The organism is Frankia sp. CeTa3Moorea (assembly GCF_978021225.1).
The window spans coordinates 59,450-84,079 of record NZ_CDXDOR010000004.1 but is presented as its reverse complement, the minus strand read 5'-3'; the positions used below and the strand labels follow the sequence as shown (position 1 = coordinate 84,079).

Genomic DNA, 24,630 nt, shown 5'->3' with positions numbered 1-24,630 from the left:
CGAACCACGGCGCCCTGGATCTGACGCGAGGATGATGCACACGAAGGGTCCGCGACCGGGAGGAGCCCTCCCGGCGCAACCCCGCGAGAAGCCATCGCGACAACCTTGCGACAACCCGAGCCCGTTACGCCCTGCCCGGCCAGCTTAGCGGACGTTAAGCCGATCTGTACAGCGTCGGCGGCACCTTCATGGGAAAACGCCAATCGGACCTGGCGTGAACCCCACTCGCAAACCAGTGACCTGCGGAAAGGGGCGGGACGCACAACGATGCCGATCCACCATGGACCAACCGGTATACCAACGGCCACCGGAATCGTTCCACGGCGACGCACGGCGTCGACCATCTCCAGCACGCGGAGCTCCACGGGCACCACGAATCAACAGCATGCGCCCGAAAGGTGGACAGGCCCGCTCCCAAGGACCGCGATGCATCGCGGCGGCGGCTCGCGCGATGCGCCCGGGGGCCCGGCGACGCGGACTCGGACGTCACTTTCCGTAAAGAACGAGGCTCGGAGCCGACCCCGGGTCGAGGTATCGACGTGCTCGTCGCCCACACTGTCTGCCGGGCTGTCTCCCGGGCTGGAGCACCGGCCGGGACCCCCTCCGGGATCCGCCTCCATCGGTGGTGTCCCCACCAAAGTGGGGGTAGATGTTGATTCGTCGCCAGCCCACGACGTCGCGGCCCAGACACCCAGAAACCGGCCAATCGGGGAGATTTCGCACCGCTCCCCGGGGCAGGCGCCCCACCGGCAGCGGACAGCTCCGACCACCCTTCGAGGCGCAGCACGCCGCGGAGGTCGGGGGCAGCCCCGGGCAGGTCTCGGGCGGGACCGGGACGGCCTCCTACCGGGGGAAACGCGCCGAGTCCCACCGGCGGGAGAGGACACCGCCAAGCCGCACCACCCGTTTGGGGTAGCCCCTCCCAGGCACCGACGGACCCGCCCTGACCAGGAAAAACGCCGCATCGCGGGGGGCACGAAGATCATCCACGGGGCAGATGTCCCGCGGGAGCAGAGCAAGCTCCCGACCCGGGAGCGGAGCATGGCAAGCCCAATCGCGTGGGCGTACGTGGTTTCGAACCACGGACCTCTGCCGTGTGAAGGCAGCGCTCTACCACTGAGCTATACGCCCTTGCCGGTGGGACCACCGTACACGCCGAGGATACGGACCGGCGAAGGGGGCCGACGGCGGGGGGTCGACGGACGGATGGGGCGATGTCCGCCGTCCTGCCCGGTGGCCGGACTGGGTCAGGTTCGCCGCGACTGGCCGTGGTTGAGAAGGGTCCCGACGGGGAAGACTTAAGGGGGAACGGCCTTGGCGGGATGGCCTGACACTCGAGGGACGTTCGGATACTACGGACGGTAATCATCTATGAGATTCAAGTAGAAGATCCGTCCGATAGCCGGCCGAACCATGATCACTCGAGACAGGTTCACCCTTCCGGGCCAGGCAACTCGCCCGAACTACCGTAACGGATGTTGTCTTGGCATAATCTTGTTTCCAACGGGACTCGGAGAGGGAACTATCCCGTTACACGGGTGCTCGCCCGCACCATCGCACCATGAGAGGCCGCCCGATGACTATTCGTCACGATTCAATCACCGCAGAACTCGCCCTCCGCCTTGTCGTCCCCGGGGCGGCGCCCGTGCCGGTCGCCGCCACCGTCCGGTACGAGCCTGCCGATCCGTACGCGATCAGCATCGGCTTCCGCACCGGTGCGGACGAGGTCGTGGAGTGGACGTTCGCGCGCCAGCTCCTCAGCGACGGTGTGCGCCGACCCGCCGGGGATGGCGACGTGCAGGTGTGGCCTGCCGCCCAGTCCGGGGGACGGATCGTCTGCCTGTCCCTGTCCAGCCCGTCCGGGCATGCACTGTTCGAGATGCCGCGGTCCGAGGTGCTGGCCTTCCTGCGGCGGACGTATTCAGCCGTCCCCCTCGGCGGAGAGAGCGACATCATCGATCTTGATGCCGAACTCGCCCTCCTCATCTGGGGTGGCCCCGAGCGGTGATCTCACCGGGGTCGGGACCGCTGCCCGATCCCGGCAAGCCGGTGTGGGCATTTTGCGACCGGGGGAGACCCTTCCCCACCTGCATCCGAGGCAGCTTCCACCCAGTCACACACAGAGCACCCGCCCGCCTGGCCAGGCTAGCGCCGCCAGGCGGGTTCTTTTGTCCTCGGCCCACCGCCGGCGCCCGGCCTATCGTCCGATCGGCTCGCCAGCCCCACCAGCCGGTCGGCCTTCAGCTCGGTCTCGCGCCACTCCGAGTCCGGATCACTCCCCCACGTGATACCAGCGCCGGTACCGAACCAGATCCGGTCGTCCTCGATCCAGAACGTACGAATGCCAACAGACAGCCAACCCACGTTCCGGTCGGCATCCACCCAGCCGATCCCTCCGCAGTAGTGGCCCCGAGAGGCCGGTTCCAGTTCTCGGATGATCCGCAGCGCGCTCGACTTCGGGGCGCCGGAGACGGAACCGGGTGGGCAGGCCGCCGCCAGAAGGTCCTGCCAGCCCACCCCCGGCCGCAGCCGGGCCCGGACAGTCGAGACGAGGTGCACGAGACCGGGGTGTTCCTCCACTGCGCAGAGCGAAGGCACCGTCACACTTCCCGGGCGGGCGACCCGACCAAGATCGTTGCGAACAAGATCGACAATCATGATGTTCTCGGCGACGTCCTTCTCCCGCAGATCCGCCGCCGTCCGACCGGTTCCCTTGATGGGCCTGGAACTCACGACGTCGCCCTGGCGGGAGAGGAACAGCTCCGGAGAGGCGCCGACGATGCGCACCCCGGCCTCCGGCACATCCAGGACGACCGCGTACGGCGCGGGATTGCCGGCGGCTACGACAGCCGCCAGGGCACCGAGATCGACACCGACAGCACCGGCACCGAGACCCCCCGCGCGTTCCGCCGCGGGCGCAGGCAGGGGTGCCGACAGCAATCGGCAGAGATTGACCTGGTAGACCTCTCCCGCCGCAATGCGCTCACGGATCGCCACAACCCCGTCGAGGTAGGCCGCCCGGTTCATGGTTGTCGTCCATGCGGCTCGCGGCGGTCCGAGCCAGGGGCCACGCCGCAGCGCCGCGGCACCACCGGGAGGCGCCGGCCGCACGTCGGCGAACCGGATGCAACGGACGGCCCTCTCGAAGTCGACGACAACCGCCCAGAAGCCATCTCGATCCAACACCGCGGCGTCATCACTGATCTCCACGACCTCGGTCGCGAACCGGCCGCCGGCGAGCAGGAACGAGGAGACATCCCACGGGGGTGCCGGTTCCACACACCCGAGGGGGCTCGCCTCCCGAGCCGCCACGTTCGTCTCGCTCATTCCGATCACGCTACCGCCGCCCGAGGTGACCCGCCGCCCAGGGCATGGACCAGCCCCTCGACGGCCGGCCGGCCGCATGGACGTGCCGTGGGCGAAAGCCGGCGTTCATCCGGAGAACCTTGACTCAACGCAACATCTCAGCGACGCCCGCCGGACGGTTCGACGTCTGGCCCGATCGTCCGCTAGAGTGCTACCTGCACCGCCGAGAAGGGCGGAGCAGCGCGGACGTGGCTCAGTTGGTAGAGCATCACCTTGCCAAGGTGAGGGTCGCGGGTTCGAATCCCGTCGTCCGCTCGGGAGCAGAGAGGCTTGAGGTCCGTCCCCAGCGGCCTCCCACGGCGGAGTGGCCGAGTGGTTTAGGCAAGGGCCTGCAAAGCCCTGTACGCGGGTTCGATTCCCGCCTCCGCCTCTGATCCTTTCGCGGGCGATTAGCTCAGTGGGAGAGCGCTACCTTGACACGGTAGAGGTCACTGGTTCAATCCCAGTATCGCCCACCGCGAGACACATTCTCGCCCTCCTATGAGGGCCACCCGTCACGGGTGGCCCTCTGCGTGTGCGACGGCCGGTGGGCGGTGGGCGCCCGGAAATCCGACAACGTGCCCCGGCCGCCGTCACGCCCATCACCGGACGAAGCCGGGTCAGCCCGGGCCGGGCGAGGACGCCTCGTCCCCCAGCAGGAACAACGTGATCCCGTCCGCGAGGCCCGCCGCCGCCCGGGCCCGCCAGGCCGGGTCGGCAAGCTCGGCCGCATCGGTGCGGTTGCGCATGTTGCCGCACTCCAGGAAGATCTTCGGCACCCGCGAGAGGTTGAGCCCACCGAGATCGGAGCGGATCGTCATACCATCCTCGCCCAGGTAGTCCACCAATGGCTGCCCGGTGGCCCGGCCGAAGGCGGATCGCACCATCGCCGCGAGACGCGCCGACGGGGCGAGGATCGGTGCGTTGGCCCGGTCCGGGCTGAGCGCGGGCGCGATGACATGAAAGCCGCGTCCGTCCGCCGGTCCCCCGTCGGCATGTATCGACACCACCGCGCCGGCCGAGACCCGGTTGCCGATGCGGGCCCGCTCGTCGATGCACGGGCCCACCCCGGAGTCGTTGTCGCGCGTCAGGATCACGCTCGCGCCCCGGGAGCGCAGAATGGCCGCCGCCCGCCCCGCGACGTCGAAGGTGAAGGCGTGCTCCGGGTAACCGCTGTCGGTCTCGGCGCCGACGGTGTCGCATTCCTTGTCGAAACCGCCGGCCGGGACCCGCCGGTTGATCGACGCCGCGGCGGCGCCGTTTCCTCCGTTGTGCCCGGGGTCGAGGACGACCTTCCGGCCGGACAGGGCGGTTGGTGAGGTCCCGTCCACGCCGGGCCGGGCCGGGCCGGGTGCGCCCGGCCCCGCGGGCCCGCCCCCCACGAGCTGCAGAGCCACCCCGGCGACCAAGGCCACGACGACCAGGGTCACGCCGGCCGCACCGACGATCCGAAGCAGGATCGATGGTCTGATCCGTGCCGGCATTCGGTGTCTCCCGCCTACGGAGGGGGCCCGTCCCCGCCGAAGTGACCGTACGCGGTCGGCTGCGCGGCGCGCGTACGGGGGGGCCGCCCGGGCCCGGCCGTCAGCCGGCGACGAAGTCGATCAGTCGTTCCACCGCGCCGAGCAGGCCCACCTCAAGGTCGGTGTAGCTGTCCACCGAGGCCAGGATCCGGCGCCACATCTGCGCCGGGTCCTCCACACCGAGGGCCTGACAGACCCCTTCCTTCCAGGGCTGGCCGCGGGGAATCTCGGGCCAGCGGGGAATGCCGACCGACGCCGGCTTCACCGCCTGCCAGATGTCGATGTAGGGATGACCGGTCACCAGGACGTGGTCACCGGCAACGGAGGCGGCGATCCGGCTCTCCTTCGACCCCGGGACGAGATGGTCCACCAACACGCCGAGCCGGCGGCCGGGCCCCGGGCGGAACCCCGCGACCACCGACGGCAGGTCGTCGACCCCGTCCAAGCTCTCCACCACCACCCCCTCGATGCGCAGGTCGTCGCCCCAGACCCGCTCGACCAAGGCCGCGTCGTGCAGACCCTCCACGTAGATACGGCTCGCCCGCGCGACCCTGGCCCGGCGGCGGGGCACCGCGACGGACCCGGACGCGGTGCGCGCCGCGGGGGCCGGGGTCCCGCGGCGAGGACGCACGAGGGTTACCCGCGCGCCCTCGATCAGGAAGGCGCCGGGTTCCAGGGGGAAGACCCTCCGGATGCCGTGACGGTCCTCCAGCGTCACCCCACCGTTCTCGCTGCCCACCACGGCCCCGCAGAACCCGGTGGCCACGTCCTCGACCACGAGGTCACGCTCGAGCTCGACCTCCGGCGGACGCGCCTGGCGCGGACGGGCGGGGGGAGCCAGGACGTCCGGCCCGTAGTCTCGGCTACGCATCCTGCGAACCTAAGCCGACACACCATCATGATCAGGGATATCGACGCGGGCGTGTCGAGATGCGACAGTGTGGTCATACCGAACGGACGGGTACACCGGGACAGAACAGACTGGTACACCGGGAGAGGTGGGTACACCGCGACGCGAGGGCGGAGCGCGACGGAGGGGACACGACGATGAGTCAGCGTTACGGGCCGGGGACCGCTCTGCTGATCGTGGACGTGCAGAACGACTTCGCCGATCCGGCCGGCAGCCTCTACGTGGCCGGTGGTGAGCAGATCATCGCCGGGATCAATGCGGAGATCGCCGCGGCGGTGACCGCCGGCTCCCCGGTCTTCTACAGCCAGGACTGGCACCCGCACGAGACCCCGCACTTCGTCACCGGCGGCGGGATCTGGCCGCCGCACTGCGTCGGGGATACCCCCGGCGCCCAGTTCCATCCCGACCTGATCGTCAAGGGTGAGGTGATCCGCAAGGGGGTCGACGGCAGCGACGGCTACTCGGCCTTCTCGGTACGTGACCCGGCATCGGGGAGGCGAGCCACAACGGTGCTCGGTGAACGGCTGGCGCAGTTGGGCGTGTCGACGGTGGTGGTCGTCGGGCTGGCCGGCGACTACTGCGTCCAGGAGAGCGCGCTGGACGCTCGGCTGCGGGGCCTGAAGGTGCTGCTGCCACTCGACCTCACCAGGTTCGTCAACCTGCGTCCGGGCGACGAGGAGCGAGCCGTGGCGCGCATGCGGGACGCCGGCGTTCTGGTCTGCTGAGGAGCCGGGCCGGGCCAGACGAGCCCGAACCGCCGGTAGCGGTCGAGCCCGAACTGATCGTGGAGCTGTCATCGGCAGCTGTCATCGGCGGTGGAGACTGATCGAGAGCCGATCAGACCACGCGGTCGGTCAGGCCGCGCAGTCCCGGCAGATCATCCGTCGCTCGTCCACGAGCTGGCTGCGGTGATGCACCAGGTAGCACTGCGTGCAGGTGAACTCGTCAGCCTGACGCGGCAGCACACGGACGTTCAGTTCCTCGCCAGACAAGTCGGCGCCGGGCAGGCCGAGCTCGGTTTCGAACGGGTCAACGTCGTCACCGAGATCAGCCGCCGCGTCCGCCCGCCGAGCTTTGAGGGCCTCGAGGCTCTGCTCCGAGGCGTCCTCGATGTCAGCTGTACGAGGGGTGTCGTAATCGGTGGCCACTGAAGTAACTCCCAGAGAAGTTGTGCGTAGTCGTGCGCAACCCACAACGCACGACCGCCGGGGTATGTGCCCGTCAGACCCGCGCTACCCCGATGTGGGCTTCACCACACCCTCGGCCCCCAGACGCCCCGGAGAATCCCCTGATCTTGACCGACGACGCTGCCGCCCTGATCTTCCGCAGCCCAGGAGCCTCGTCCACCCCGCCGGCCCGCCCGGCCGACGTCCAGCAGCTCTCCCGCGGCAGCCGGTCGGCACTGCCGGTACCCGGTCACCTGGCTGCCCCACCCGGCTACCCGGTCCGGCGCAGCCAGGTGATCGGGGCACCGTGAGCGCCCCGGCGCAGTGGTTCGAGCACGTCGTCCCAGGCGGTTCCGAGCAGCCGGTGCAGGCCCCGGGAGAGCGCCTCCCGGGCCTCCCCCCGTTCCAGCAGAGCCCGCAGCGCCGCCTCCCCCACGACGACGTCCCCGTTCGCGGCGATCGCGGCGCGGTGCAGCCCCAGATCGGGGGTGTAGGAGTACCGCTCGGCGTCACACCCCGGTGAGGGTCCCTCGACGGTCTCGAACGTGACGTGCCCGAGCCGGCGCAGCGCGCCAGCCACCCGCCCCGCGGTACCAGGCGACGCCCGCCACTCCAGCCCGGCGAAGAGGAATCCGGGCATACCGGGCTGCGCCGTCCAGGTCAACGACAGTGGCGACGACAGAACGCCGGACACGGCGAACTCCAGGTGCGGGCACAGCGCCGGCGGACAGGCGAGAACCGCCAGCTTGCCCGGCACGGCGAAGGACGACGAGCCGGATGACAGCTCACGAGCTGTCGGGGACATTGCGACCACGCGGGACCTCCGTCGACGAGGAACGCCTTCCCCTGCGCCCGTCGACCCGCCCCCGTTTGGCTGGGTGAATCGTCCCATGGTCCGGCTCAGCGGACTAGCCCTACCTCCTCCTGAAGTATCACTAAATGGCGGGAAGTTTTGTCCGCACCAACCATTGGTGACGGGCTCGGGATGGGCCGATCGGGCAGGTCACCCGAGGAGGCGGGTCGCCCAAGGAGACAGGTCACCCGAAAAGATCAGGCGACGGCGGCCGACGGGCCGACGGGCACAGGACCGATGAGCCGCCAGGCCGGGAGACCCGGGGTTACGAACCGGTCGACGGAGGTCCCGCGGACGGGCCCTCGGCGGGCGCGGGACGGGCCCCGACAGTCTTGTCCGCCTGGTCCGCACCGCCGAACAGGCCGCCGAGGCCACCGAGGGCGGTGGTCAGCTCGCTGGGCACGATCCACAACTTGCTCGCCTGCCCCTGGGCGATCCGCGGCAACGTCTGCAGGTACTGGTAGGCTAGCAGTTTCTGGTCCGCGTTACCCTCGTGGATCGCCCGGAAGACGGTGTCGATCGCCTGGGCCTCGCCCTGGGCGGTGAGGATCTGCGCCTCCCGCTCCCCCTCGGCCCGCAGGATCGCGGCCTGCTTCTCCCCCTCGGCCCGCAGGATCTCGCTCTGCTTGACGCCTTCCGCGGTCAGGATCGCGGCCCGGCGGTCCCGCTCGGCCCGCATCTGCTTCTCCATCGAGTCCTGGATGGACTTCGGCGGATCGATGGCCTTGAGCTCCACCCGGTTGACCCGGATTCCCCACCTTCCGGTGGCCTCGTCGAGCACGCCGCGCAGCTGCCCGTTGATCTGGTCCCGCGAGGTGAGGGTCGCCTCCAGGTTCATCCCACCGATCACGTTGCGCAGCGTGGTGACGGTCAGCTGCTCGATCGCCCGGATCACGTCCGCGATCTCGTAGGTCGCCGCCCGTGGGTCAGTGACCTGGAAGTAGATCACCGTGTCGATCCCGACCACCAGGTTGTCCTCGGTGATCACCGGCTGCGGCGGGAAGCTGACCACCTGCTCCCGGAGGTCGATGCGGTCACGGACCCGGTCGACAACTGGGACCAGGATCGCGAGGCCCGGCGTCAGCGTGCGGTGATACCGGCCCAGCCGTTCGATGACCATCGCGCGCGCCTGCGGCACGATGCGCACCGCCCGGACCAGAAAAATCAGTAGGACCGCCGCGATCACCGCGGCGGCGATCACTCCTGCCATGGCGTACCCCTCACTTTCAGCCCCCTCGATGCCGGCCGTCCCTATGCCGGCCGTCCCGATGCCGGCCGGTTGAAGGCCGACCGTCCCGATGTCGGCGCTGTCACATCCACTGGCATCGCCGGGGGCGCCGGGGCCCCGGTCGTCAGAGCTCGAAACTGTGGACGATGGCAGTGGCACCATCGATGCGCAGCACCCGCGCCTCGCTGCCGGCCTCGAGCACGGTGGTGGTGGGGTAGGACCGGGCCGACCAGATCTCTCCCTTGACCTTCACGCGACCCCCGTCGCCGTCGACCCGCTCCACCACCATCGCGCGCTCTCCGACGAGCGCGTCGGTACCCGTGAGCAGGGGCGGCGTACGTTGCAGCTGACGCTTCGCCACCGGGCGCAGTCCCAGCCCGAATCCACCCGCCGCGACCACGAAGGCGACGATCTGCCAGACCAGATCGACGCCGAGCAGCGCGGCACCGGCCCCAATGAGCGCGGCCAGCGCGAACATCGCCAGCGTCAGGTCCAGCGTCAGCAGTTCGCCGACGACCAAGGCGCCGGCGATGACGATCCAGATCGTCTCGTCGGACATGACTCCATGATAGACTGCCCAGTTCAGTGGGCGATCAAAGGATCTTCAAAGATCGCAGGCGCCGCAAACCAGGAATGAAGCGGCCTCGGCCCGCGAATACCGTTCGGCCCGTAGGCTTCGGTCGTATGTCACAGGTATGGCCCGGCAGCCCCTATCCCCTGGGCGCTACGTACGACGGATCGGGCACGAATTTCGCGATCTTCTCCGAGGTCGCCGACCGGGTCCAGCTGTGCCTGTTCGACGACGCGGGCAACGAGGAGCGGATCGACCTGCGGGAACGGGACGCCTTCGTCTGGCACGCCTACCTTCCCACCGTGGGACCGGGCCAACGCTACGGCTATCGGGTCCACGGGTCCTACGACCCCGCCCGAGGGCTGCGCTGCAACCCCACCAAGCTCCTCCTCGACCCGTACGCGAAGGCGGTCGACGGGGAGGTCGCCTGGGACCAGGCGGTGTTCCCCTACACCTTCGGCGACCCCGACAGCGTCAACGATGCCGACTCCGGCCCCCACATGATGAAGTCGGTGGTAATCAGCCCGTTCTTCGACTGGAACGGGGACCGCCCGCCACGCCGGCCCTACAACGAGTCGGTGATCTACGAGGCGCATGTCCGGGGGCTGACCAAGAACCATCCCGGCCTGCCGGAGGAGTACCGCGGGACCTACGCGGGAGTCGCCCACCCGGTGATGATCGACCATTATCGCAAGCTCGGCGTGACCGCGATCGAGCTGCTGCCGGTGCACCAGTTCGTCCATGACGAGCATCTGGTCAGCCGCGGGCTGCGCAACTACTGGGGCTACAACTCCATCGCGTTCCTGGCGCCGCACAGCGGCTACTCCGCCTCCGGCGGCCACGGCCGCCAGGTGCAGGAGTTCAAGGGAATGGTCAAGAACCTGCACGAGGCCGGGATCGAGGTGATCCTCGACGTCGTCTACAACCACACCGCCGAGGGCAACCACATGGGTCCGATGCTGTGCTTCCGCGGCATCGACAACAGCGCCTACTACCGGCTCGTGGACAACCGACCCCAGTACTACATGGACTACACGGGCACCGGCAACAGCCTGCGGGTACGACACCCGCACGTGCTACAACTGATCATGGACTCGCTGCGTTACTGGGTCACCGACATGCACGTCGACGGGTTCCGGTTCGATCTCGCGGCGACCCTGGCCCGGGAGTTCTACGACGTCGACCGGCTGTCATCGTTCTTCGACCTCGTCCAGCAGGATCCGGTGGTCTCCCAGGTCAAGCTGATCGCGGAACCGTGGGACCTCGGCGAGGGCGGTTACCAGGTGGGGAACTTCCCCCCGCTGTGGACCGAGTGGAATGGCAAGTACCGCGACACTGTCCGTGACTTCTGGCGCGGGCAGGACCACGGGATCGCCGAGTTCGCCTCCCGGCTGACCGGATCGAGCGACCTGTACGAGAACAGCGGGCGCCGGCCGTGGGCGTCGATCAACTTCATCACCGCACACGACGGGTTCACCCTGCACGACCTGGTCTCCTACAACGAAAAACACAACGAGGCCAACGGCGAGGACAACCGGGACGGCTCCGACGACAACCGGTCGTGGAACTGCGGAGTCGAAGGGCCCACCGACGACCCGACTGTCCTGTCCCTGCGCGCCGCGCAGACCCGTAACCTGCTGACGACGCTGTTGCTGTCCCAGGGGGTGCCGATGCTGGTCGCCGGAGACGAGATGGGACGCACCCAGCAGGGCAACAACAACGCGTACTGCCAGGACAACCCGATCTCCTGGCTGGACTGGTCGGACGCCGAGCGCAACGCCGACCTGATCGAGTTCACCGGCCTGCTGTCAAGGCTGCGCCATGATCATCCGATCTTCCGCCGCCGCCGGTTCTTCCAGGGCAAGTCGCTGCGCGGGCAGGGCGGCACGACGCACGGCGCGGACGAGGCGATCACCGGCGCGGCCGAGGCGGCCACCGGCGGGCAGGCGGGCGGCCAGGACGCGGATGGCAGCGGCGGGCGCTCCGGCGACGACCCCGCCGCCAAGGACGACCCCGCCGTCAAGGACATCGCCTGGCTTCGCCCGGACGGCACGGAGATGTCCGACAGCGACTGGGAGTCCGGGACGGCGCGATCACTCGGCGTCTACCTCAACGGTGAGGGGATACCGGACCCCGACGCGCTGGGCCAGGCCATCATCGATGACTCGTTCCTGCTGTTCTTCAACGCCCACCACGAACCGGTCGGGTTCCAGACGCCGGCGACCAGTTTCGGCAGGTCGTGGGAGATCGTCGTCGACACCCGCCCGTCGACGGCCGAGGTCGACGCCCGGCTCAGCGACACCGCGCTGCTCCACTCGGCCCTCGATCCCGCGAGCATGGGAAGGGCCGTGAAGGCCGGCGATCCCATCGAACTCGACGCCCGCTCGACCGTCGTGCTGCGCCGTGTCAGCTGACCCGGCGCATCCCGGCGGGGGGTACGGCGCCGACCGGGTGGTACCGACCGCCACCTACCGGCTCCAGCTCAACCTGGACTTCTCCCTCACCGACGCGGCGGTCGTCGTCCCCTACCTGGCCACGCTCGGCGTCTCCCACCTGTACCTCTCGCCCGTGCTGGAGGCCGCGCCCGGCTCGGCCCACGGCTACGACGTCGTCGAGCACGGGCAGATCAATCCCGAGCTGGGGGGGACCGGCGGGCTGCGCCGGCTCGTCGCCGCGTGCCGCAAGGCGGGACTCGGCCTGATCGTCGACGTCGTCCCCAACCACATGGCGATCGCCCCGGAAACGACGAACGCGGCTTGGTGGTCGGTGCTGCGCGAGGGACCCGAATCCCCCTACGCCAGCTGGTTCGACATCGACTGGGCCTCCCCCGACAACCCCGGCCGGGTGCTGGTGCCGATCCTGGGCGCCGGGCTCGCCGACTGCCTGGCGGCCGGGGAGATCTCCGTCGAACAGGACGAGGACGGCGAGTGGGTCGTCGTCTACTACGACCACGTGCTGCCCGTCGCCGCGGGCACCGCCGACCCCGACGACGTCGCCGCGACCCTCGACGCGCAGTTCTACCGGCTGTGCTGGTGGCGGGTCGCCGCGACCGAGCTGAACTACCGGCGGTTCTTCGATATCACGACCCTGGCGGCGCTGCGCCAGGAGGACCCGGACGTGTTCGCCGCCACGCACCGGCTTCTCATCGAACAGATCCGCGCGGGGACCTTCGACGGGCTGCGCATCGACCATCCGGATGGGCTCGCGGACCCGGAGGACTACCTGCGCCGGCTGTCGGAGGCCACCGGCGGGGTGTGGACCGTCGTCGAGAAGATCCTGGAGGATGACGAGGCGCTGCCGGACACCTGGGCCTGCGACGGCACCACCGGCTACGAGGGGATCGGCCGGCTGACCCGGCTGTTTCTCGACCCGATGGCGGGTCATCCCCTCGCGGTGCTCTACGGCGAGATCACCCGCGCGGACCCCGACTACGAGGCCGAGGCGCGGGCCGCCAAGCTCGACGTCCTCGCGGGCGTGCTCCAGCCCGAGGTGGACCGGCTGACGAGCCTCGCGCTCGGGGAGGCCCGGGAGGCCCGGGCCGACCTCACCCGAACCGGTCTGCACGAGGCGATGTGCGAGGTCCTCGCCGCCTTCGACGTCTACCGGGCCTACCTCCGCCCGGACGGCACGCCGAGCCTGGAGGCCCGCGGGCATGTGGTCCGCGCCTGCGAGCAGGCCCGGTCCCACCTGCCGGGCCGGGCGACCGAGGTCGACCTCATCGAGGACCTGGCGCTGGGCGGGCCGGCCGAGTTCGTCGTCCGCTTCCAGCAGACCTGCGGGCCGGTGATGGCCAAGGGCATCGAGGACACCGCCTTCTACCGGTATGCCCGGCTGCTGGCGCTGAACGAGGTCGGCGGCAACCCCGGCCGCTTCCCGGCGTTCACGACCGGGCACCCGCGCAGCGCCGTCACCGAGTTCCACGAGGCGAACCTGTCGGTCCAGCGAAACTGGCCACTGACGATGACCACCCTGTCGACGCACGACACCAAGCGGTCGGAGGATGTGCGGGCCCGGCTCGCGGTGCTGTCCGAGGATCCCCGCGGCTGGGCCGAGGTGGCCGGCCGGCTCGTGCGGCTCGGGGAACGCCACCGCGACACCGAGCAGGGCTGGCCCGACCGGGCCACCGTCTACTTCCTGCTGCAGACCCTGGTCGGCGCCTGGCCGCTGCCCGCCGACCGGGCCACGCGGTACATGCTCAAGGCCGTCCGGGAGGCGAAGACCCACACGAGCTGGACCGACCAGGACCCCGGCTACGAGGCGGCCCTGACGAACTACATCGAGTCGGTGCTGGAGGACGACGAGTTCGTCGGCATCCTGGAGCGGTACGTCGCCACGCTGCTGGAGCTGGGCCGGCAGAACTCGCTGGCCCAGAAGCTGCTCCAGCTGACCATGCCCGGGATAGCGGATGTGTACCAGGGCCAGGAGCTGTGGGATCTCTCCCTCGTCGATCCGGACAACCGGCGGGCGGTCAACTACGGTGATCGCACCAAGCTGCTCGCCGAGATCGGTGTGGAGTCGACCGCCGAGACCGGTACGCCGCGTCGCCCGCCGACCCTCGACGACTCCGGCGCGGCGAAGCTGCTCGTCGTCGCCCGGGCGCTACGAACCCGCCGCGACCATCCCGAATGGTTCGGGGCGGACGCGATCTACCGGCCGCTGTGGGCCTCCGGCTCGGCCGCGGAGAACGTCGTCGCCTTCAGCCGGTCCGAGTCCGTCGTCACCGTGGTGCCCCGCCTCGTCCTCGGCCTGCGCCGCGGCGGCGGCTGGCGGGACACCACCATCCCCCTACCCGAGGGACGCTGGACGGACGTGCTCACCGGCCGCAAACACGACGGCGGCACCGCCTACGTGCTCCGGCTGCTACGCGACTTCCCGGTAAGCCTGCTCGTCCGCGCGTAGCACGCGGCGGCCGGCCCCTGCTATCCCGGGCGGCGGCATGGGGGCCGAGCCCGATCCCCGGTTTGGTTACGCTCCCTCGTGGAATCATGAGGACCGAGGACTGCCCTACACCCCTGACGTCAGTGGATGTCTGACAGATCACCCCCACGGGCGTGGGGAGGACACCGGTTCCGACACCCAGCACGTCGTGGTCGGCGGATCACCCCCACGGGCGTGGGGAGGACTCGGTCACGCCGTCCCCGGCGACAGACGAACCCGGATCACCCCCACGGGCGTGGGGAGGACAGCAGGTTCGGGGTGGCCGCGTTCTCCAGGTACGGATCACCCCCACGGGCGTGGGGAGGACTGCGGCGCAGCAGCTCGGCGCCGGGATCGCGGCGGATCACCCCCACGGGCGTGGGGAGGACACTTGCTGACCTGGGCTTTCGTAGGCATTCCGGCGTTTGTTGTGATTTCCTGTGGGTGGACCGGATGAACCGGAGCGGGTCTGCATCATGGATGCCTCATCCTTGCGGATACGAACTGATCTTGGTTCGGCTGGATCACGCCTCACTTCTGTAATCTTCGGCCTGCGGTGCGTCTGTCGTTGGGAGCGCTGGTCGCACCGTGTAGGGCGTTGCTGGGGAGCTAACGCTAGCCTGCCCCGATGAGCTTCGGGGGATGTTCGGGTGAGGTCGGCGGCGTGTCGGATCGGGTGGATTTATGGTTGTGGGGGAAGTCGAGGGGGCTGGATAAACCGTATCCGCTGGTATGGCATCTGCTGGATACCGGAGCGATGGCTGAGGTTTTGTGGCGGGAGGTGATGGCGGACTCGGTTCGCTGTTCGGTCGCGTCGGGGTTGGGCTGTTCGGTGGTGGAGGCCGGCCGGCTGGTGGCGTTTTGGGCGGCTTTGCATGATATCGGTAAGATCATTCCCAGTTTTCAGGCGCAGGACGGGAAAGCGTTCGGTGGCCTCACCGGATATCCATCCGATGGCGAACGGGCTTCGGTCAGGCATGACCTGGCCACCCAGCAGTTCCTCGCTCAGGTTCTCGGTGATCTGGGGTATGTCCGTGGGTTGAGGGACGACGCGTCGTCCGGGCGCGTTGCGCAGCTGCTTGGTGGGCATCACGGCTGCTTCCACGAGATCAACGATCGGGACGAGGATCTGCGGCTTCGCCGCTCTGAGCTGGGCGGTCCTGAATGGGTGGACCAGCGGCGGGTGGTGCTGGCGGCGATCGAGAAGGTCTTCGAGCCGCCGGCCGCGCCGGCGGAGGTCCCGCCACCGACGGCGGCGGTGGTCTGTGGTCTGGTGATCCTGGCGGATTGGCTTGTCAGCCAAGAGGACTTCATACGGGCTCGGCAGGAACAGGCAGGCCGTGATGTCCGTTGGGCGGATCACGCGGCGCTGCGGGCGCATCGGGCGGCCAGCGCGGCCGCAGCGATAGGGCTGGTGGCCGATGCCGGTCTTGGCCGGCTCGTGCTGCGCGAGGGCTCGTTCGCCGAGGAGTTTCCCGCGTATCCCCCGAACGACTTGCAGCGATTGGTGGCGGAGCATCTGCCGCCGTTGCTGTCGGGGCCGGGTCTGCTGCTGGTGATGGCGCCGATGGGTATGGGGAAGACCGAGGCCGCGTTGCACGCGGCGCGGTTGATGGGCCGGGTGGCGGGGACGGCGGGGCTGGTGGTCACGTTGCCGACGATGGCGACGGCGGACCAGATGTTCGGCCGGGTGCAGGCTTATCTGTCTCGGTGCGCCGATCCGGCGTCAAGCGCCGCGGTCACGCTCCTGCACTCGATGGCCTGGCTCAACCGCGCCTATGACCCAGGTCCGGACAACGGGGAGGTCCTCACCGGCGAAGGGACGTCCGGCCCGGGCGAGGAGGGCCCGCGAACCGCTGCGACGACCTGGCTGCGGGGGGCGAAGAAGGTCCTGCTGGCTCCGGGCGGGGTGGGCACGATCGATCAGGCGTTGCTGACGGTACTTCCCGTGCGGCACAACATGCTGCGGATGCTGGGCCTGGCCGGCAAGGTTCTGGTCGTTGACGAGGTGCACGCCTACGACGCCTATATGCAGTACCTGCTGGCGAGGTTGCTGACCTGGCTGGGAGTGCTGCGGGTGCCGGTGGTCCTGCTGTCGGCGACGGTCCCGGAGGAGGTCGCGAAACGGCTGGTTCGCGCCTACCTGCTCGGAGCGCGGGCCCGCCCCTACCGCGGGCAGATCGACATCGCCTATCCCGGTTGGGTCCACGCCGACGCGGCGACCGCGACGGTCACCACGCGATCGTTCGAGATGGAACCAAGCGCGCTCGCGGTCGACCTGGTCGACGTGCCGCTGGCCGCGGCGGACGAGGAAGGTGATCCGAGTGAGGGACGTCCAGCGGCGGACAGTGTCGATCGCCGCGACGCGCTGCGTACCCTCCTGGCGCCGATCCTGCGCGACGGGGGCACTGCGATGGTGGTCTGCACGACGGTCGCCGAGGCCCAGCAGACGTTCACCGCGCTGCGCGCCTGGTGCACGCGCGACGCCGATCCGGCGAACGCGCCTGTCGTCGCGTTGCTGCATGCCCGCATGCCCGCCCGCGAACGGGAGGTCCGCACGGACTGGGTGACGGCCGCGTTCGGCCGTGACGTCGGGCAGCGCCCCCGCGCCGCGATCCTTGTCGCGACGCAGGTGGCGGAGCAGTCGCTGGACATCGACTTCGACCTGGTGATCAGCGATCTGGCACCGATCGCGCAGCTCCTGCAACGCGCGGGCCGCTGCCATCGCCACCCGCAGGTCGACGACGCGGGCAAGCGTCCCACCTGGGCCTCCGGCGGCCCGCGACTCGTCGTCCTCGTGCCCCGCCGCGTGGGCGAGTTCACCCTGCCGAAACGTTGGCCCCTGATCTACAACCGTGCCCTGCTGAGACGGACATACGAACTGCTGACCTGGCGCCATCCCGAGCCGGTCAGGATCCCGGTGGACGTGCAGCCGATGATGGACAAGGTCTACGACGAGACGTTCCGCATCGATCCACCGGACGACGACGTCGCCCGCATCATGGAGGACGAAGCGGCCCGAGGTATCGCCGCCGTCGCCGCCATCCAGTCCCCGCACGACCTGTTGGCCCTCGATCGGCTGACCAAAAGGGAAATCGACGAGGACGAGATCTCCACCCGCCTCGGAGCCCCCTCGGTACGGGTCGTCTGCTGCTACGTCGACGTCGACGGCCACCGCTGGCTCGACCGGGCTCGCACCACACCCCTGCCGGTCGAGGGGGCCGGTCCGAAGAGGCGTTTCACGCAGGAGCAGGTCCGCGCGGTACTCGCTGAGAGCATCCCGATGCGGGACGGGCCCTGGCGCTATGCGGATCGAGGCCTGACCTCACCGCCCGACACCTGGACTGGAAACCCCAACCTGCGTGGCCTCGTGCTCCTCCCACACATCCTCGGCCCGGATGGCGAGCCGGAAGCCGTCTCTGTCGGAACGCGCGTCTTCCGGCTCGATGACTCCCTTGGCCTGCTGGGCTGAGCAGGCCAAGGGAGGACCCCCATGGCTATGGGGAGGGTGCGATGCCCTGGGCACCACGTCGAGCGGAGCGGCGGATCACCCCCACCCGCGTGGGGAGCCGGCCCGGTCTGACCGGATTGGACCAATCGTAGCCGTCACGTCCAGGATTGGGGCCATACACGTCGAACGGAGCGGCTTTGTAGTAATCTGGCGTCGCTGCACTGCGTGAGCATCTGAGCTGTTTACGCACCGACAAGGAGGTCTGATGGTGACGAACGCTGTGGCGACCGCCGCGGTAGTCGGGATGACGACGGTCGTGCTCGTGGTGGTGATGGTGATTCTGACCGGACTCGCTCGGGCGACTCGGTAGGCCCACCGCGGGGACGCCGCGGGGCGGCGTCCCCGGACTCGCAGTTTGAGTGCGCATGCCTGCAATCGGGCTGGCGTCGCACGGCGCCGATCCCACGGTTTTCGAAGCCTCAGGCCGTCCCGCTGGATCCCCCAGGTTTTGTCGGTGGTGGTCGATAGCGTCTGGCCTGCTGCTCGACGTGGGTCATTCGGAGCCCGTCGGATGCGGATGGGGTTCGGGGGTGCTGGTGAGTAAGCTATGACAGGCCACGCGGGCTATGACCTGCGATTCAGGCAGTGGATACCGGTTGTCGGGGGTGCGCCGCAGGAGGCTGTCGGGTTCGAGGACCTTCTTCTCCGTGCCCACGAGTTGTCGGACGTCGACGTGCCGCTGCCGCCGGCTGCTGCCGGGTTGTGGCGGGTTCTCTACCTGCTCGCCGCACGGGTGAGTGGGCTGGCCACGCCAGCCACAGAGGACCTTACTGCCAAGGAGTTCGAGCGCGTACGCCGGCGCGTGTTGGCGGAGGAGCGGTTCGACGAGAACCGGGTTCGAAAATACTTTGACGAGTATCGCGATCGCTTTGATCTGTTCGGCGAAGGTCGGCCGTGGCTGCAGGATCCGCGGCTGGCGGAGCAGTGCTCGTCGTCTTCCGGGCTGAACCGGATCGTCCTCGGCCGTCCAGCGGGTAACAACCAGGTCTGGTTCGGTCACCACCTTGATGGCCGTCCGCGTCCGATCCCGGCCCGCGAGGGGGCTTGGCATCTGCTTGCCGCGTTGTACTACGGGCCCTCGGGGCGATGCACGACGCGGAAGGTGAAGGCCCGCTCGGAGGGGAACACGGCCGCGGGCCCGCTGCGCACCGCGCTGTCGTGTCATCCCGTGGGCAGCACGCTGTTCGAGTCGTTGATCGCCGGGATTCCGCGTCTTGACGACGGCGACGACTACCGGGAGAGCGTGCCCGACGAGGCGCTGTGGGAAGCGGCCGAGCTGCCGGACCCGCTACGCGGACCGGTTCCGCTGCGGGGGGCGTCCCGGGTGCTGGTGGGTGGCTTCCAGCATGCCGTGCTGCTGGTGCCGGACGAGGCGCGAGAGAACGTCGTCGACGCGACCTTGACCTGGGCTTGGCGGGAGAAAAGGAAGGGTGGAACCGATCCCTATCTGATCTACCAGACGAGTAAGAAGGGCGAGGACTATCCGCGGCCGGCGAGCGCGTCCCGGGCGTTGTGGCGAGATCTTGACGCATTGTTGCTAAAAAGCAAGGGTGGCATCATCCGGCGGCCGCGCCTGTTCGATTCCGTCAAGCAGCTGCCGTCGGACGTGCTGGAGGGGATGCGGGTCCGCGTCTTCGGGTTCGATCAGGATGGGCAGACTCGGGACCGTCAGTTCTTCACCCAGACGACGCCTCCTGTGCTGCGCTGGTTGGAGGATGCCGACTTTGACTTCATCCATGGGATAGAGCGGGTACACGATGCCGCCGAGCAGGTTGGTCGCAATCTTGTCAACGCTCTGAAGAGCGCCTGGGCGCTTCTCGCGGATCCCGCCGACAACGGGAGGTCGCGGTCGTCGCGGCGTGACGCGGGCGCCGGCCCGTGGGTCGCGGTGGCCGAAGGCCGGTACTGGCCGCTCGCGGAGCGCGTGTTCTGGCGGACGCTCGATGCGGCGGAGCGGGCCACGAACCCAGATCCGATCTTCGCGGGGGCTGCCGCCGACTTCGTCCGGTCTGCAGAGGGTGTCTACGACGACATCGCTGACCAGATCATGGCGGCAGCTCATCCCAGGGTGATCCGGGCGCTGGCCCGGCACCGTTACCAGCTGCGGCTCGGCGTGTGAACAAGGAGGCGTGTGAACAAGGAGGTAGGTGTCGTGACAGGGGAGGACGGCGGCTCCAGCCCGTCCCCGGCAGACGGTGGCGGGACGGCGCTGCTGCCTGCCACGAGCGATGCGGGCGGATGGCGCGGGGTTCGCTCGGTGGCGAACCGGCATGTGCTCGAGGGATCGGCGCGTGCACTCGTCGCCAGGGCGCTCAAGACGACCAACGTTCCGGCGGATCGGGCGGCGCTGCGCCGCAGCCTTGGCAGGGAACCTTCCCATCCGTTCGCGCGGCCCGCGCACCGGATTGTGGGTCCTTTCCTTCCGGTGGCGGTTCGTGAGGCGGATGATGGTGCCGTCCGGCGGAGCGACCTGATGAAGATCGCCACGGTCGAGCGCGCCTTCTATACCGTGGCAGCACTGATCGCCGCGCAGCCTCGATCCGCCCGCGACGAGGTCACCGCCGAGCCCTCAGCTTCGACCGAAGCGGCGGCAGACACCCAGGACAGCGGCTCCCAGACCACTCTTGTCGGCGGAGACACGGCAGAGGTGGCCAAACCAGATCCGGCGCCGTTCGACGAGGCTGTCGGCTCCCTGGAACCGGGTCCAGCGACGGCGAACGGCCGGCCGCTGTCGGGTGGCGCAGGTCGCAGTCTTGGTCGGTGTCTCGCGGATGCGGTGAACCGTGCGCCGGCCCGAGAGCAGGCCGAGCTTTACGGACGGTTGGAAGCGCGGCTTCGGCTGCTGTGCCGTCAGGACGTCGACGGGTTGCACCGGCATCTGCCCCGCCTGGTCCGGCATCTACGGTCCGACCAGATCCCGATCGACTGGGTCCGGCTCCTGCTCGACCTCGCCCGCTGGGGTACCGACGCGGACACCGTCGCGAAGACCTGGCTGCAGCAGTTCTACGGATATGCGAACCCCGCCGGCCCCGACCGGGCCAAGGCAGGTGCATCCGATCAGTCGATTCCGACCGACGGTGCCGATGGCGCCGCCGATAACGTCGAAAGTGAGCGGCCATGACCGACGCCCGGTTCCTGGATATTCACCTACTGCAGACCATCCCCTACGCGAACCTGAACCGGGATGATCTCGGTGCGCCGAAGACCGTCGTGTATGGCGGGAAGTCACGGACACGGGTATCCAGCCAGTGCTGGAAGCGGCAGGTGCGTCGCGAAGTCGAGACCGTGCTCGGTGATCCGGCGGTCCGGACGAGGCGGATAGTCACCGAGGTGGCCACCCGGCTCGTCGCCCGGGGCTGGCCCGCGGAACTCGCCGCCCACGCGGGCACCCAGATCCTGCTCTCCGCTGGCAAGAACGGCATCAAGACCGAGAAGGACCGCGACAAGAACGACATCTCGTCGGTGCTGTTGTATCTGCCGGCGGCGGGGTTGGACGCTCTGGCCGAGCTGGCGAACGGGCACCGAGATCGTGTCGAGGCGGAGTCGCGGAAGAAGCCGCCCAAGCCGGTGCTGCCGGTCGCCGAGGTCGCGGCGATCCTGTCCAGCCGCAACGCGACGATCAACCTGTTCGGGCGGATGCTCGCGGAGCTCCCCGGGGGCAAGGTCGACGGCGCGGTGCAGGTCGCGCACGCCTTCACCGTGCACGCCACCGACCCTGAGATCGACTTCTTCACGGCGGTCGACGACATTCCGTCGCCGGACGACGCGGGCAGCGGTCACATGAACGCCGGTGAGTTCTCCGCGGGAGTGTTCTACCGGTACGCGAGCCTAGACCTGGCCGGTCTGGCCGCGAACCTGGACGGCGATACCGCCACCGCCGTCGAACTGACTGGCGAGTTCCTGCGCGGCTTCGTCTCCGCCTTGCCCAGTGGGAAGCGGACGGCGACCGCGCCGAACACTCTGCCGGAGCTGGTTTACATGGCGGTGCGCGGCGACCGGCCGATCTCGCTGGCGGCCGCGTTCGAGGAACCTGTGCGGGCGGGGGTGGAAGGCGGCTACGGGGTGGCGGCCCGCGACGCGCTTACTTACTACGCGCGGGGGGTGCATCGGGTCTGGGGCACGGACGACGTCGTGCTGCACGGGCACGCCTCGATCGACGGGGTGTCCCGCGCGGGCGGCCTCGGTGACGAATACGACTCCTACCGGCGACTGTTGACGGCGGCGGTGGGCGCGGCCTACCCCGAGCGTGTCGCTGCGGGGGTGGCATGAGCGGGTTGGTGCTGCGTCTGGCCGGTCCGTTGCAGTCCTGGGGGGAACGCAGCGCCTTCGCCGCTGAACGTGACACCGCCGGGTTCCCGACTCGCTCCGGCCTGGTCGGGCTGTTTGCCGCCGCGATGGGCCTGGGCCGCGGGGAGGAGCTCGACTGGTTCGACTCGTTGCGGATCGCTGTGCGGGTCGACGCTCCCGGGCTGCTGCTGACCGACTTTCACACGGTCGGCGGTGGGCTGCCCGCGGCGCGCACGGTCCCGACCGCGGAGGGGAAGCACCGGTCGGGGGAGAACACCGCGACGATCGTCAGCCGTCGTCGCTACCTGGCCGACGCGGTGTTCAGCGTCGCCGTCACCGGGCCGGAGGACCGGCTGGAGCAAATCGGGAACGCGTTGCTGCGTCCGGTGTGGCAGCCTTACCTGGGTCGGCGTTCCTGCCCACCCGAGCAGCCGATGCTGCTGCGGCGGCACTGCAACGACCCGGAAGGCGAGCTGCGGACCCAGGTGCCCCTGCCGGGTCGGTTCCGGTTCCAGCAGGTTGGGAACGGCACGGTCGAGGTGGACCTGCTGACTGAGACCCCTCCCGCCGACGGGCGCGCCGCGGTCACCGATCTCACCGACGTCCCGCGTAGCTTCGCCCCGCTTGACCGCCGCTACAACCAGCGAAGTGTCTACCGCCAAGCCATCAGCCTGCCCGAAAGGCTGGTCCACCGACCGGGCCGCGACTATCAGCAGGCGCTCTACGACTACATGGCCCTAGACCGGGAGGCGGCGTGAACGCCTGGCTGGTCCAGATCCTCGTTGACGAGCGGCACCGTGAGGTCCGCCGCGACCTGGCCGACGTCGAACGGCTGCACAAGCGGCTGATGATGCTCGTCCCCGACGATCTCTGCGGCGACGCCCGCACGCTCGCGGGCCTGCTCTTCCGGGTCGAACGCCGGCAGGGTCGTACCCGGCTGCTCGTCCAGACGAGACTGAAGCCCGAGACCCACCGGCTGCCCGCCGGATACGCGCACGCCGACGTCCGTGACCTCGGACCGTTCCTCGAGCGGCTGACCGCCGGTGCCGCGGTGCACTACCGGATCGCCGCGAACACCGCGAAACGCGGCGGCCGCAACGCCGGTAGACGCGCCGGAAAAATCATTCCGCTGCGGGGTGCGGACGCCGACGATTGGTGGACCCGGCGAGCCATCAGCTGCGGACTCGCGCTACGTACCCTCGTCGGAACTCCACTCGACGATGTCACCGGCGACCGGCCCGGCGGCCAGGTTCGCCACGCGCTGACCCGCTTCGACGGCATCGGCGTCATCGTCGATCCCGACACCACGCGCCGTGCCGTGCTCGACGGTGTCGGGCGGGCGAAATCCTACGGCGCCGGCCTGCTCAGCCTCGCCCCGCTGGGAGTCGGTTGATGAGCGTCACCCGCACCGCGGCCACCGCGAAACAGCGCCTCGGCCGGCCGACACTGGCGATGCTGCCCCGAATCGCGGACTCGCTGTCGTTCCTGTACATGGAATCGGTTCGGATCGCCCGCGACAGCACCGGTATCCTCGCCTACGTCAAATCCCCCCGGGGCATCGAACAGGTCTACCTGCCGGTTGCGACGCTGTCCTGCGTACTCCTCGGGCCCGGCACGTCGATCACACAACCGGCCCTGGCGATGTTCGCGCACCACGGCACCAGCATCGTGTGCGTCGGCGCCGGCGGCGTCCGCAGCTACTCCAACATTCAACCCGCTGGGCAGACCACCGCCTGGCTGGAGAAACAGGTCCGAGCCTGGGCCGACGACGACCTGCGGGCCCGGACCGCGAGCCGGATGTACCGGGCCAGGTTCGCCGTCGACGTTCCCGAGGGAAGCACGCTGGCGCAACTGCGGGGGATGGAAGGGCAGCGGGTGAAGGCGTACTACAAGCTGCTCGCCCAGAAACATCGCATTGGCCGGTTCCGCCGCAACTACCATCCCGATTCGTGGGACGACCAGGACCCGGTGAACCTCGCCCTGTCCGCCGCCAACACCTGCCTGTATGGCGTCGTGCACGCCGCCGTCTGCGCGCTGGGATGCTCACCGGCCCTCGGTTTCGTGCACAGCGGCACCCAACTCGCGTTCATCTACGACATCGCCTCTACCCGGACGCCGAGATCCTCGCGGCCGGGTCCTCCCCACGCCCGTGGGGGTGGTCCGGACGCGGCGGAGGATCTGATCGACCCGCTGCCATGCCTCCGGGGGATAGGGCCGAATGGGTGGGCCAAGCCGGAGATCGGCATCCACGCGATCAGCTCCGGCAGTATCGTGCCCCGGATCGGATCAGTGATCCCGGCGTCCGCGGCGTAGTCGTCA

19 protein-coding genes, 4 tRNA genes and 1 CRISPR repeat array are annotated in these 24,630 nt (G+C 69.4%); of the genes, 15 read left to right on the top strand and 8 right to left on the bottom strand.

The window, feature by feature from the left end; genetic code table 11:
- Nucleotides 1–1,059: 1,059 nt before the first annotated feature.
- Nucleotides 1,060–1,131: transfer RNA gene (locus AC08OV_RS01825), tRNA-Val, on the bottom strand.
- A 445-nt stretch (nt 1,132–1,576) separates the two neighbouring features.
- Between AC08OV_RS01825 and AC08OV_RS01820 the strand changes: the two genes are divergently transcribed.
- Nucleotides 1,577–2,008: an SsgA family sporulation/cell division regulator gene (locus AC08OV_RS01820; RefSeq protein WP_462188101.1), complete on the top strand. Its 432-nt coding sequence runs from the start codon at nt 1,577–1,579 to the stop codon at nt 2,006–2,008.
- Between the two features lie 137 nt (nt 2,009–2,145).
- Here AC08OV_RS01820 and AC08OV_RS01815 read toward each other — a convergent pair whose 3' ends face one another.
- Entirely contained in the window at nt 2,146–3,327 is a 1,182-nt protein-coding gene (locus tag AC08OV_RS01815; RefSeq protein WP_476615408.1) for a chorismate-binding protein, read from the bottom strand.
- Between the two features lie 221 nt (nt 3,328–3,548).
- Here AC08OV_RS01815 and AC08OV_RS01810 point away from each other — a divergent pair.
- The 3 genes from AC08OV_RS01810 (at nt 3,549) to AC08OV_RS01800 (ending at nt 3,821) form a co-directional block, all read left to right on the top strand.
- A tRNA-Gly gene (locus AC08OV_RS01810) sits at nt 3,549–3,621 on the top strand.
- Nucleotides 3,622–3,664: 43 nt separating this feature from the next.
- A tRNA-Cys gene (locus AC08OV_RS01805) sits at nt 3,665–3,736 on the top strand.
- Between the two features lie 13 nt (nt 3,737–3,749).
- Nucleotides 3,750–3,821 (top strand) — tRNA-Val (locus tag AC08OV_RS01800).
- Between the two features lie 144 nt (nt 3,822–3,965).
- Here AC08OV_RS01800 and AC08OV_RS01795 read toward each other — a convergent pair.
- Complete coding sequence (locus AC08OV_RS01795; protein ID WP_476615407.1) at nt 3,966–4,829, bottom strand: N-acetylmuramoyl-L-alanine amidase; 864 nt, start codon at nt 4,827–4,829, stop codon at nt 3,966–3,968.
- 100 nt (nt 4,830–4,929) lie between these two features.
- The gene (locus AC08OV_RS01790; protein ID WP_476615406.1) at nt 4,930–5,739 is read right to left on the bottom strand and encodes a DUF3097 domain-containing protein; all 810 of its coding nucleotides are present in this window, start codon (nt 5,737–5,739) and stop codon (nt 4,930–4,932) included.
- A gap of 176 nt (nt 5,740–5,915) precedes the next feature.
- Between AC08OV_RS01790 and AC08OV_RS01785 the strand changes: the two genes are divergently transcribed.
- A complete protein-coding gene (locus AC08OV_RS01785; protein ID WP_476615405.1) occupies nt 5,916–6,503 on the top strand; it encodes an isochorismatase family protein in 588 nt (195 codons plus the stop codon).
- A 129-nt stretch (nt 6,504–6,632) separates the two neighbouring features.
- Here the strand turns inward: AC08OV_RS01785 and AC08OV_RS01780 are convergent, their stop codons facing one another.
- Nucleotides 6,633–6,926: a DUF4193 domain-containing protein gene (locus AC08OV_RS01780; RefSeq protein ID WP_011435797.1), complete on the bottom strand. Its 294-nt coding sequence runs from the start codon at nt 6,924–6,926 to the stop codon at nt 6,633–6,635.
- Between the two features lie 146 nt (nt 6,927–7,072).
- Between AC08OV_RS01780 and AC08OV_RS01775 the strand changes: the two genes are divergently transcribed.
- Entirely contained in the window at nt 7,073–7,255 is a 183-nt protein-coding gene (locus tag AC08OV_RS01775) for a hypothetical protein (protein ID WP_476619168.1), read from the top strand.
- On the opposite strand, the gene AC08OV_RS01770 is transcribed toward AC08OV_RS01775, so the two are convergent.
- The 3 genes from AC08OV_RS01770 to AC08OV_RS01760 all read right to left on the bottom strand — a co-directional run bounded on the left by AC08OV_RS01770 (nt 7,216) and on the right by AC08OV_RS01760 (nt 9,584).
- Entirely contained in the window at nt 7,216–7,749 is a 534-nt protein-coding gene (locus AC08OV_RS01770) for a DUF3145 domain-containing protein (protein WP_462187536.1), read from the bottom strand. The two genes, AC08OV_RS01775 and AC08OV_RS01770, sit on opposite strands and share 40 nt — an antisense overlap.
- A gap of 313 nt (nt 7,750–8,062) precedes the next feature.
- On the bottom strand, nt 8,063–9,007 hold the full coding sequence (locus AC08OV_RS01765; RefSeq protein WP_476600463.1) for an SPFH domain-containing protein: 945 nt from the start codon (nt 9,005–9,007) through the stop codon (nt 8,063–8,065).
- A gap of 142 nt (nt 9,008–9,149) precedes the next feature.
- Nucleotides 9,150–9,584 (bottom strand): NfeD family protein, encoded by a 435-nt coding sequence (locus tag AC08OV_RS01760; RefSeq protein WP_476614879.1) that lies wholly within the window; start codon nt 9,582–9,584, stop codon nt 9,150–9,152.
- A gap of 125 nt (nt 9,585–9,709) precedes the next feature.
- Here AC08OV_RS01760 and glgX point away from each other — a divergent pair, with 125 nt between their 5' ends.
- The 9 genes from glgX to cas1e all read left to right on the top strand — a co-directional run bounded on the left by glgX (nt 9,710) and on the right by cas1e (nt 24,624).
- Complete coding sequence (glgX, locus tag AC08OV_RS01755; RefSeq protein ID WP_476614878.1) at nt 9,710–12,010, top strand: glycogen debranching protein GlgX; 2,301 nt, start codon at nt 9,710–9,712, stop codon at nt 12,008–12,010.
- A complete protein-coding gene (gene treY / locus AC08OV_RS01750; protein ID WP_476614877.1) occupies nt 12,000–14,495 on the top strand; it encodes a malto-oligosyltrehalose synthase in 2,496 nt (831 codons plus the stop codon). The genes glgX and treY overlap by 11 nt, the downstream gene beginning before the upstream one ends.
- 134 nt (nt 14,496–14,629) lie before the next feature.
- Nucleotides 14,630–14,902: a CRISPR direct-repeat array (repeat unit 29 nt; unit sequence CGGATCACCCCCACGGGCGTGGGGAGGAC).
- Between the two features lie 239 nt (nt 14,903–15,141).
- Nucleotides 15,142–17,985 carry a CRISPR-associated endonuclease Cas3'' gene (locus AC08OV_RS01745; RefSeq protein WP_476619167.1) on the top strand — a complete coding sequence of 948 codons (2,844 nt, stop codon included), beginning with the start codon at nt 15,142–15,144 and terminating at the stop codon, nt 17,983–17,985.
- Between the two features lie 586 nt (nt 17,986–18,571).
- Entirely contained in the window at nt 18,572–20,143 is a 1,572-nt protein-coding gene (gene casA, locus AC08OV_RS01740; RefSeq protein WP_476615534.1) for a type I-E CRISPR-associated protein Cse1/CasA, read from the top strand.
- A 12-nt stretch (nt 20,144–20,155) separates the two neighbouring features.
- The gene (gene casB / locus AC08OV_RS01735) at nt 20,156–21,145 is read left to right on the top strand and encodes a type I-E CRISPR-associated protein Cse2/CasB (protein WP_476619166.1); all 990 of its coding nucleotides are present in this window, start codon (nt 20,156–20,158) and stop codon (nt 21,143–21,145) included.
- Nucleotides 21,142–22,293 carry a type I-E CRISPR-associated protein Cas7/Cse4/CasC gene (gene cas7e, locus AC08OV_RS01730; RefSeq protein WP_476619165.1) on the top strand — a complete coding sequence of 384 codons (1,152 nt, stop codon included), beginning with the start codon at nt 21,142–21,144 and terminating at the stop codon, nt 22,291–22,293. Before casB ends, cas7e begins: the two co-directional genes overlap by 4 nt.
- Nucleotides 22,290–23,069, top strand: coding sequence for a type I-E CRISPR-associated protein Cas5/CasD (cas5e, locus tag AC08OV_RS01725; RefSeq protein WP_476613884.1), 780 nt, complete (start codon nt 22,290–22,292; stop codon nt 23,067–23,069). Before cas7e ends, cas5e begins: the two co-directional genes overlap by 4 nt.
- Nucleotides 23,066–23,704: a type I-E CRISPR-associated protein Cas6/Cse3/CasE gene (locus tag AC08OV_RS01720; protein ID WP_476613885.1), complete on the top strand. Its 639-nt coding sequence runs from the start codon at nt 23,066–23,068 to the stop codon at nt 23,702–23,704. The genes cas5e and AC08OV_RS01720 overlap by 4 nt, the downstream gene beginning before the upstream one ends.
- Nucleotides 23,704–24,624, top strand: coding sequence for a type I-E CRISPR-associated endonuclease Cas1e (gene cas1e / locus AC08OV_RS01715; RefSeq protein WP_476613886.1), 921 nt, complete (start codon nt 23,704–23,706; stop codon nt 24,622–24,624). The genes AC08OV_RS01720 and cas1e overlap by 1 nt, the downstream gene beginning before the upstream one ends.
- Nucleotides 24,625–24,630: the final 6 nt, after the last annotated feature.

Bases quoted from the DNA above. Each gene is read 5' to 3' on its own strand.
- casA (WP_476615534.1), top strand. From the start codon at position 18,572: ATGACAGGCCACGCGGGCTATGACCTGCGATTCAGGCAGTGGATACCG.
- cas1e (WP_476613886.1), top strand. From the start codon at position 23,704: ATGAGCGTCACCCGCACCGCGGCCACCGCGAAACAGCGCCTCGGCCGG.
- AC08OV_RS01815 (WP_476615408.1), bottom strand. From the start codon at position 3,327: ATGAGCGAGACGAACGTGGCGGCTCGGGAGGCGAGCCCCCTCGGGTGT.
- cas7e (WP_476619165.1), top strand. From the start codon at position 21,142: ATGACCGACGCCCGGTTCCTGGATATTCACCTACTGCAGACCATCCCC.
- glgX (WP_476614878.1), top strand. From the start codon at position 9,710: ATGTCACAGGTATGGCCCGGCAGCCCCTATCCCCTGGGCGCTACGTAC.
- AC08OV_RS01760 (WP_476614879.1), bottom strand. From the start codon at position 9,584: ATGTCCGACGAGACGATCTGGATCGTCATCGCCGGCGCCTTGGTCGTC.
- AC08OV_RS01820 (WP_462188101.1), top strand. From the start codon at position 1,577: ATGACTATTCGTCACGATTCAATCACCGCAGAACTCGCCCTCCGCCTT.
- AC08OV_RS01790 (WP_476615406.1), bottom strand. From the start codon at position 5,739: ATGCGTAGCCGAGACTACGGGCCGGACGTCCTGGCTCCCCCCGCCCGT.
- AC08OV_RS01765 (WP_476600463.1), bottom strand. From the start codon at position 9,007: ATGGCAGGAGTGATCGCCGCCGCGGTGATCGCGGCGGTCCTACTGATT.
- AC08OV_RS01785 (WP_476615405.1), top strand. From the start codon at position 5,916: ATGAGTCAGCGTTACGGGCCGGGGACCGCTCTGCTGATCGTGGACGTG.
- AC08OV_RS01795 (WP_476615407.1), bottom strand. From the start codon at position 4,829: ATGCCGGCACGGATCAGACCATCGATCCTGCTTCGGATCGTCGGTGCG.
- AC08OV_RS01745 (WP_476619167.1), top strand. From the start codon at position 15,142: ATGAGCTTCGGGGGATGTTCGGGTGAGGTCGGCGGCGTGTCGGATCGG.
- AC08OV_RS01770 (WP_462187536.1), bottom strand. From the start codon at position 7,749: ATGTCCCCGACAGCTCGTGAGCTGTCATCCGGCTCGTCGTCCTTCGCC.
- cas5e (WP_476613884.1), top strand. From the start codon at position 22,290: ATGAGCGGGTTGGTGCTGCGTCTGGCCGGTCCGTTGCAGTCCTGGGGG.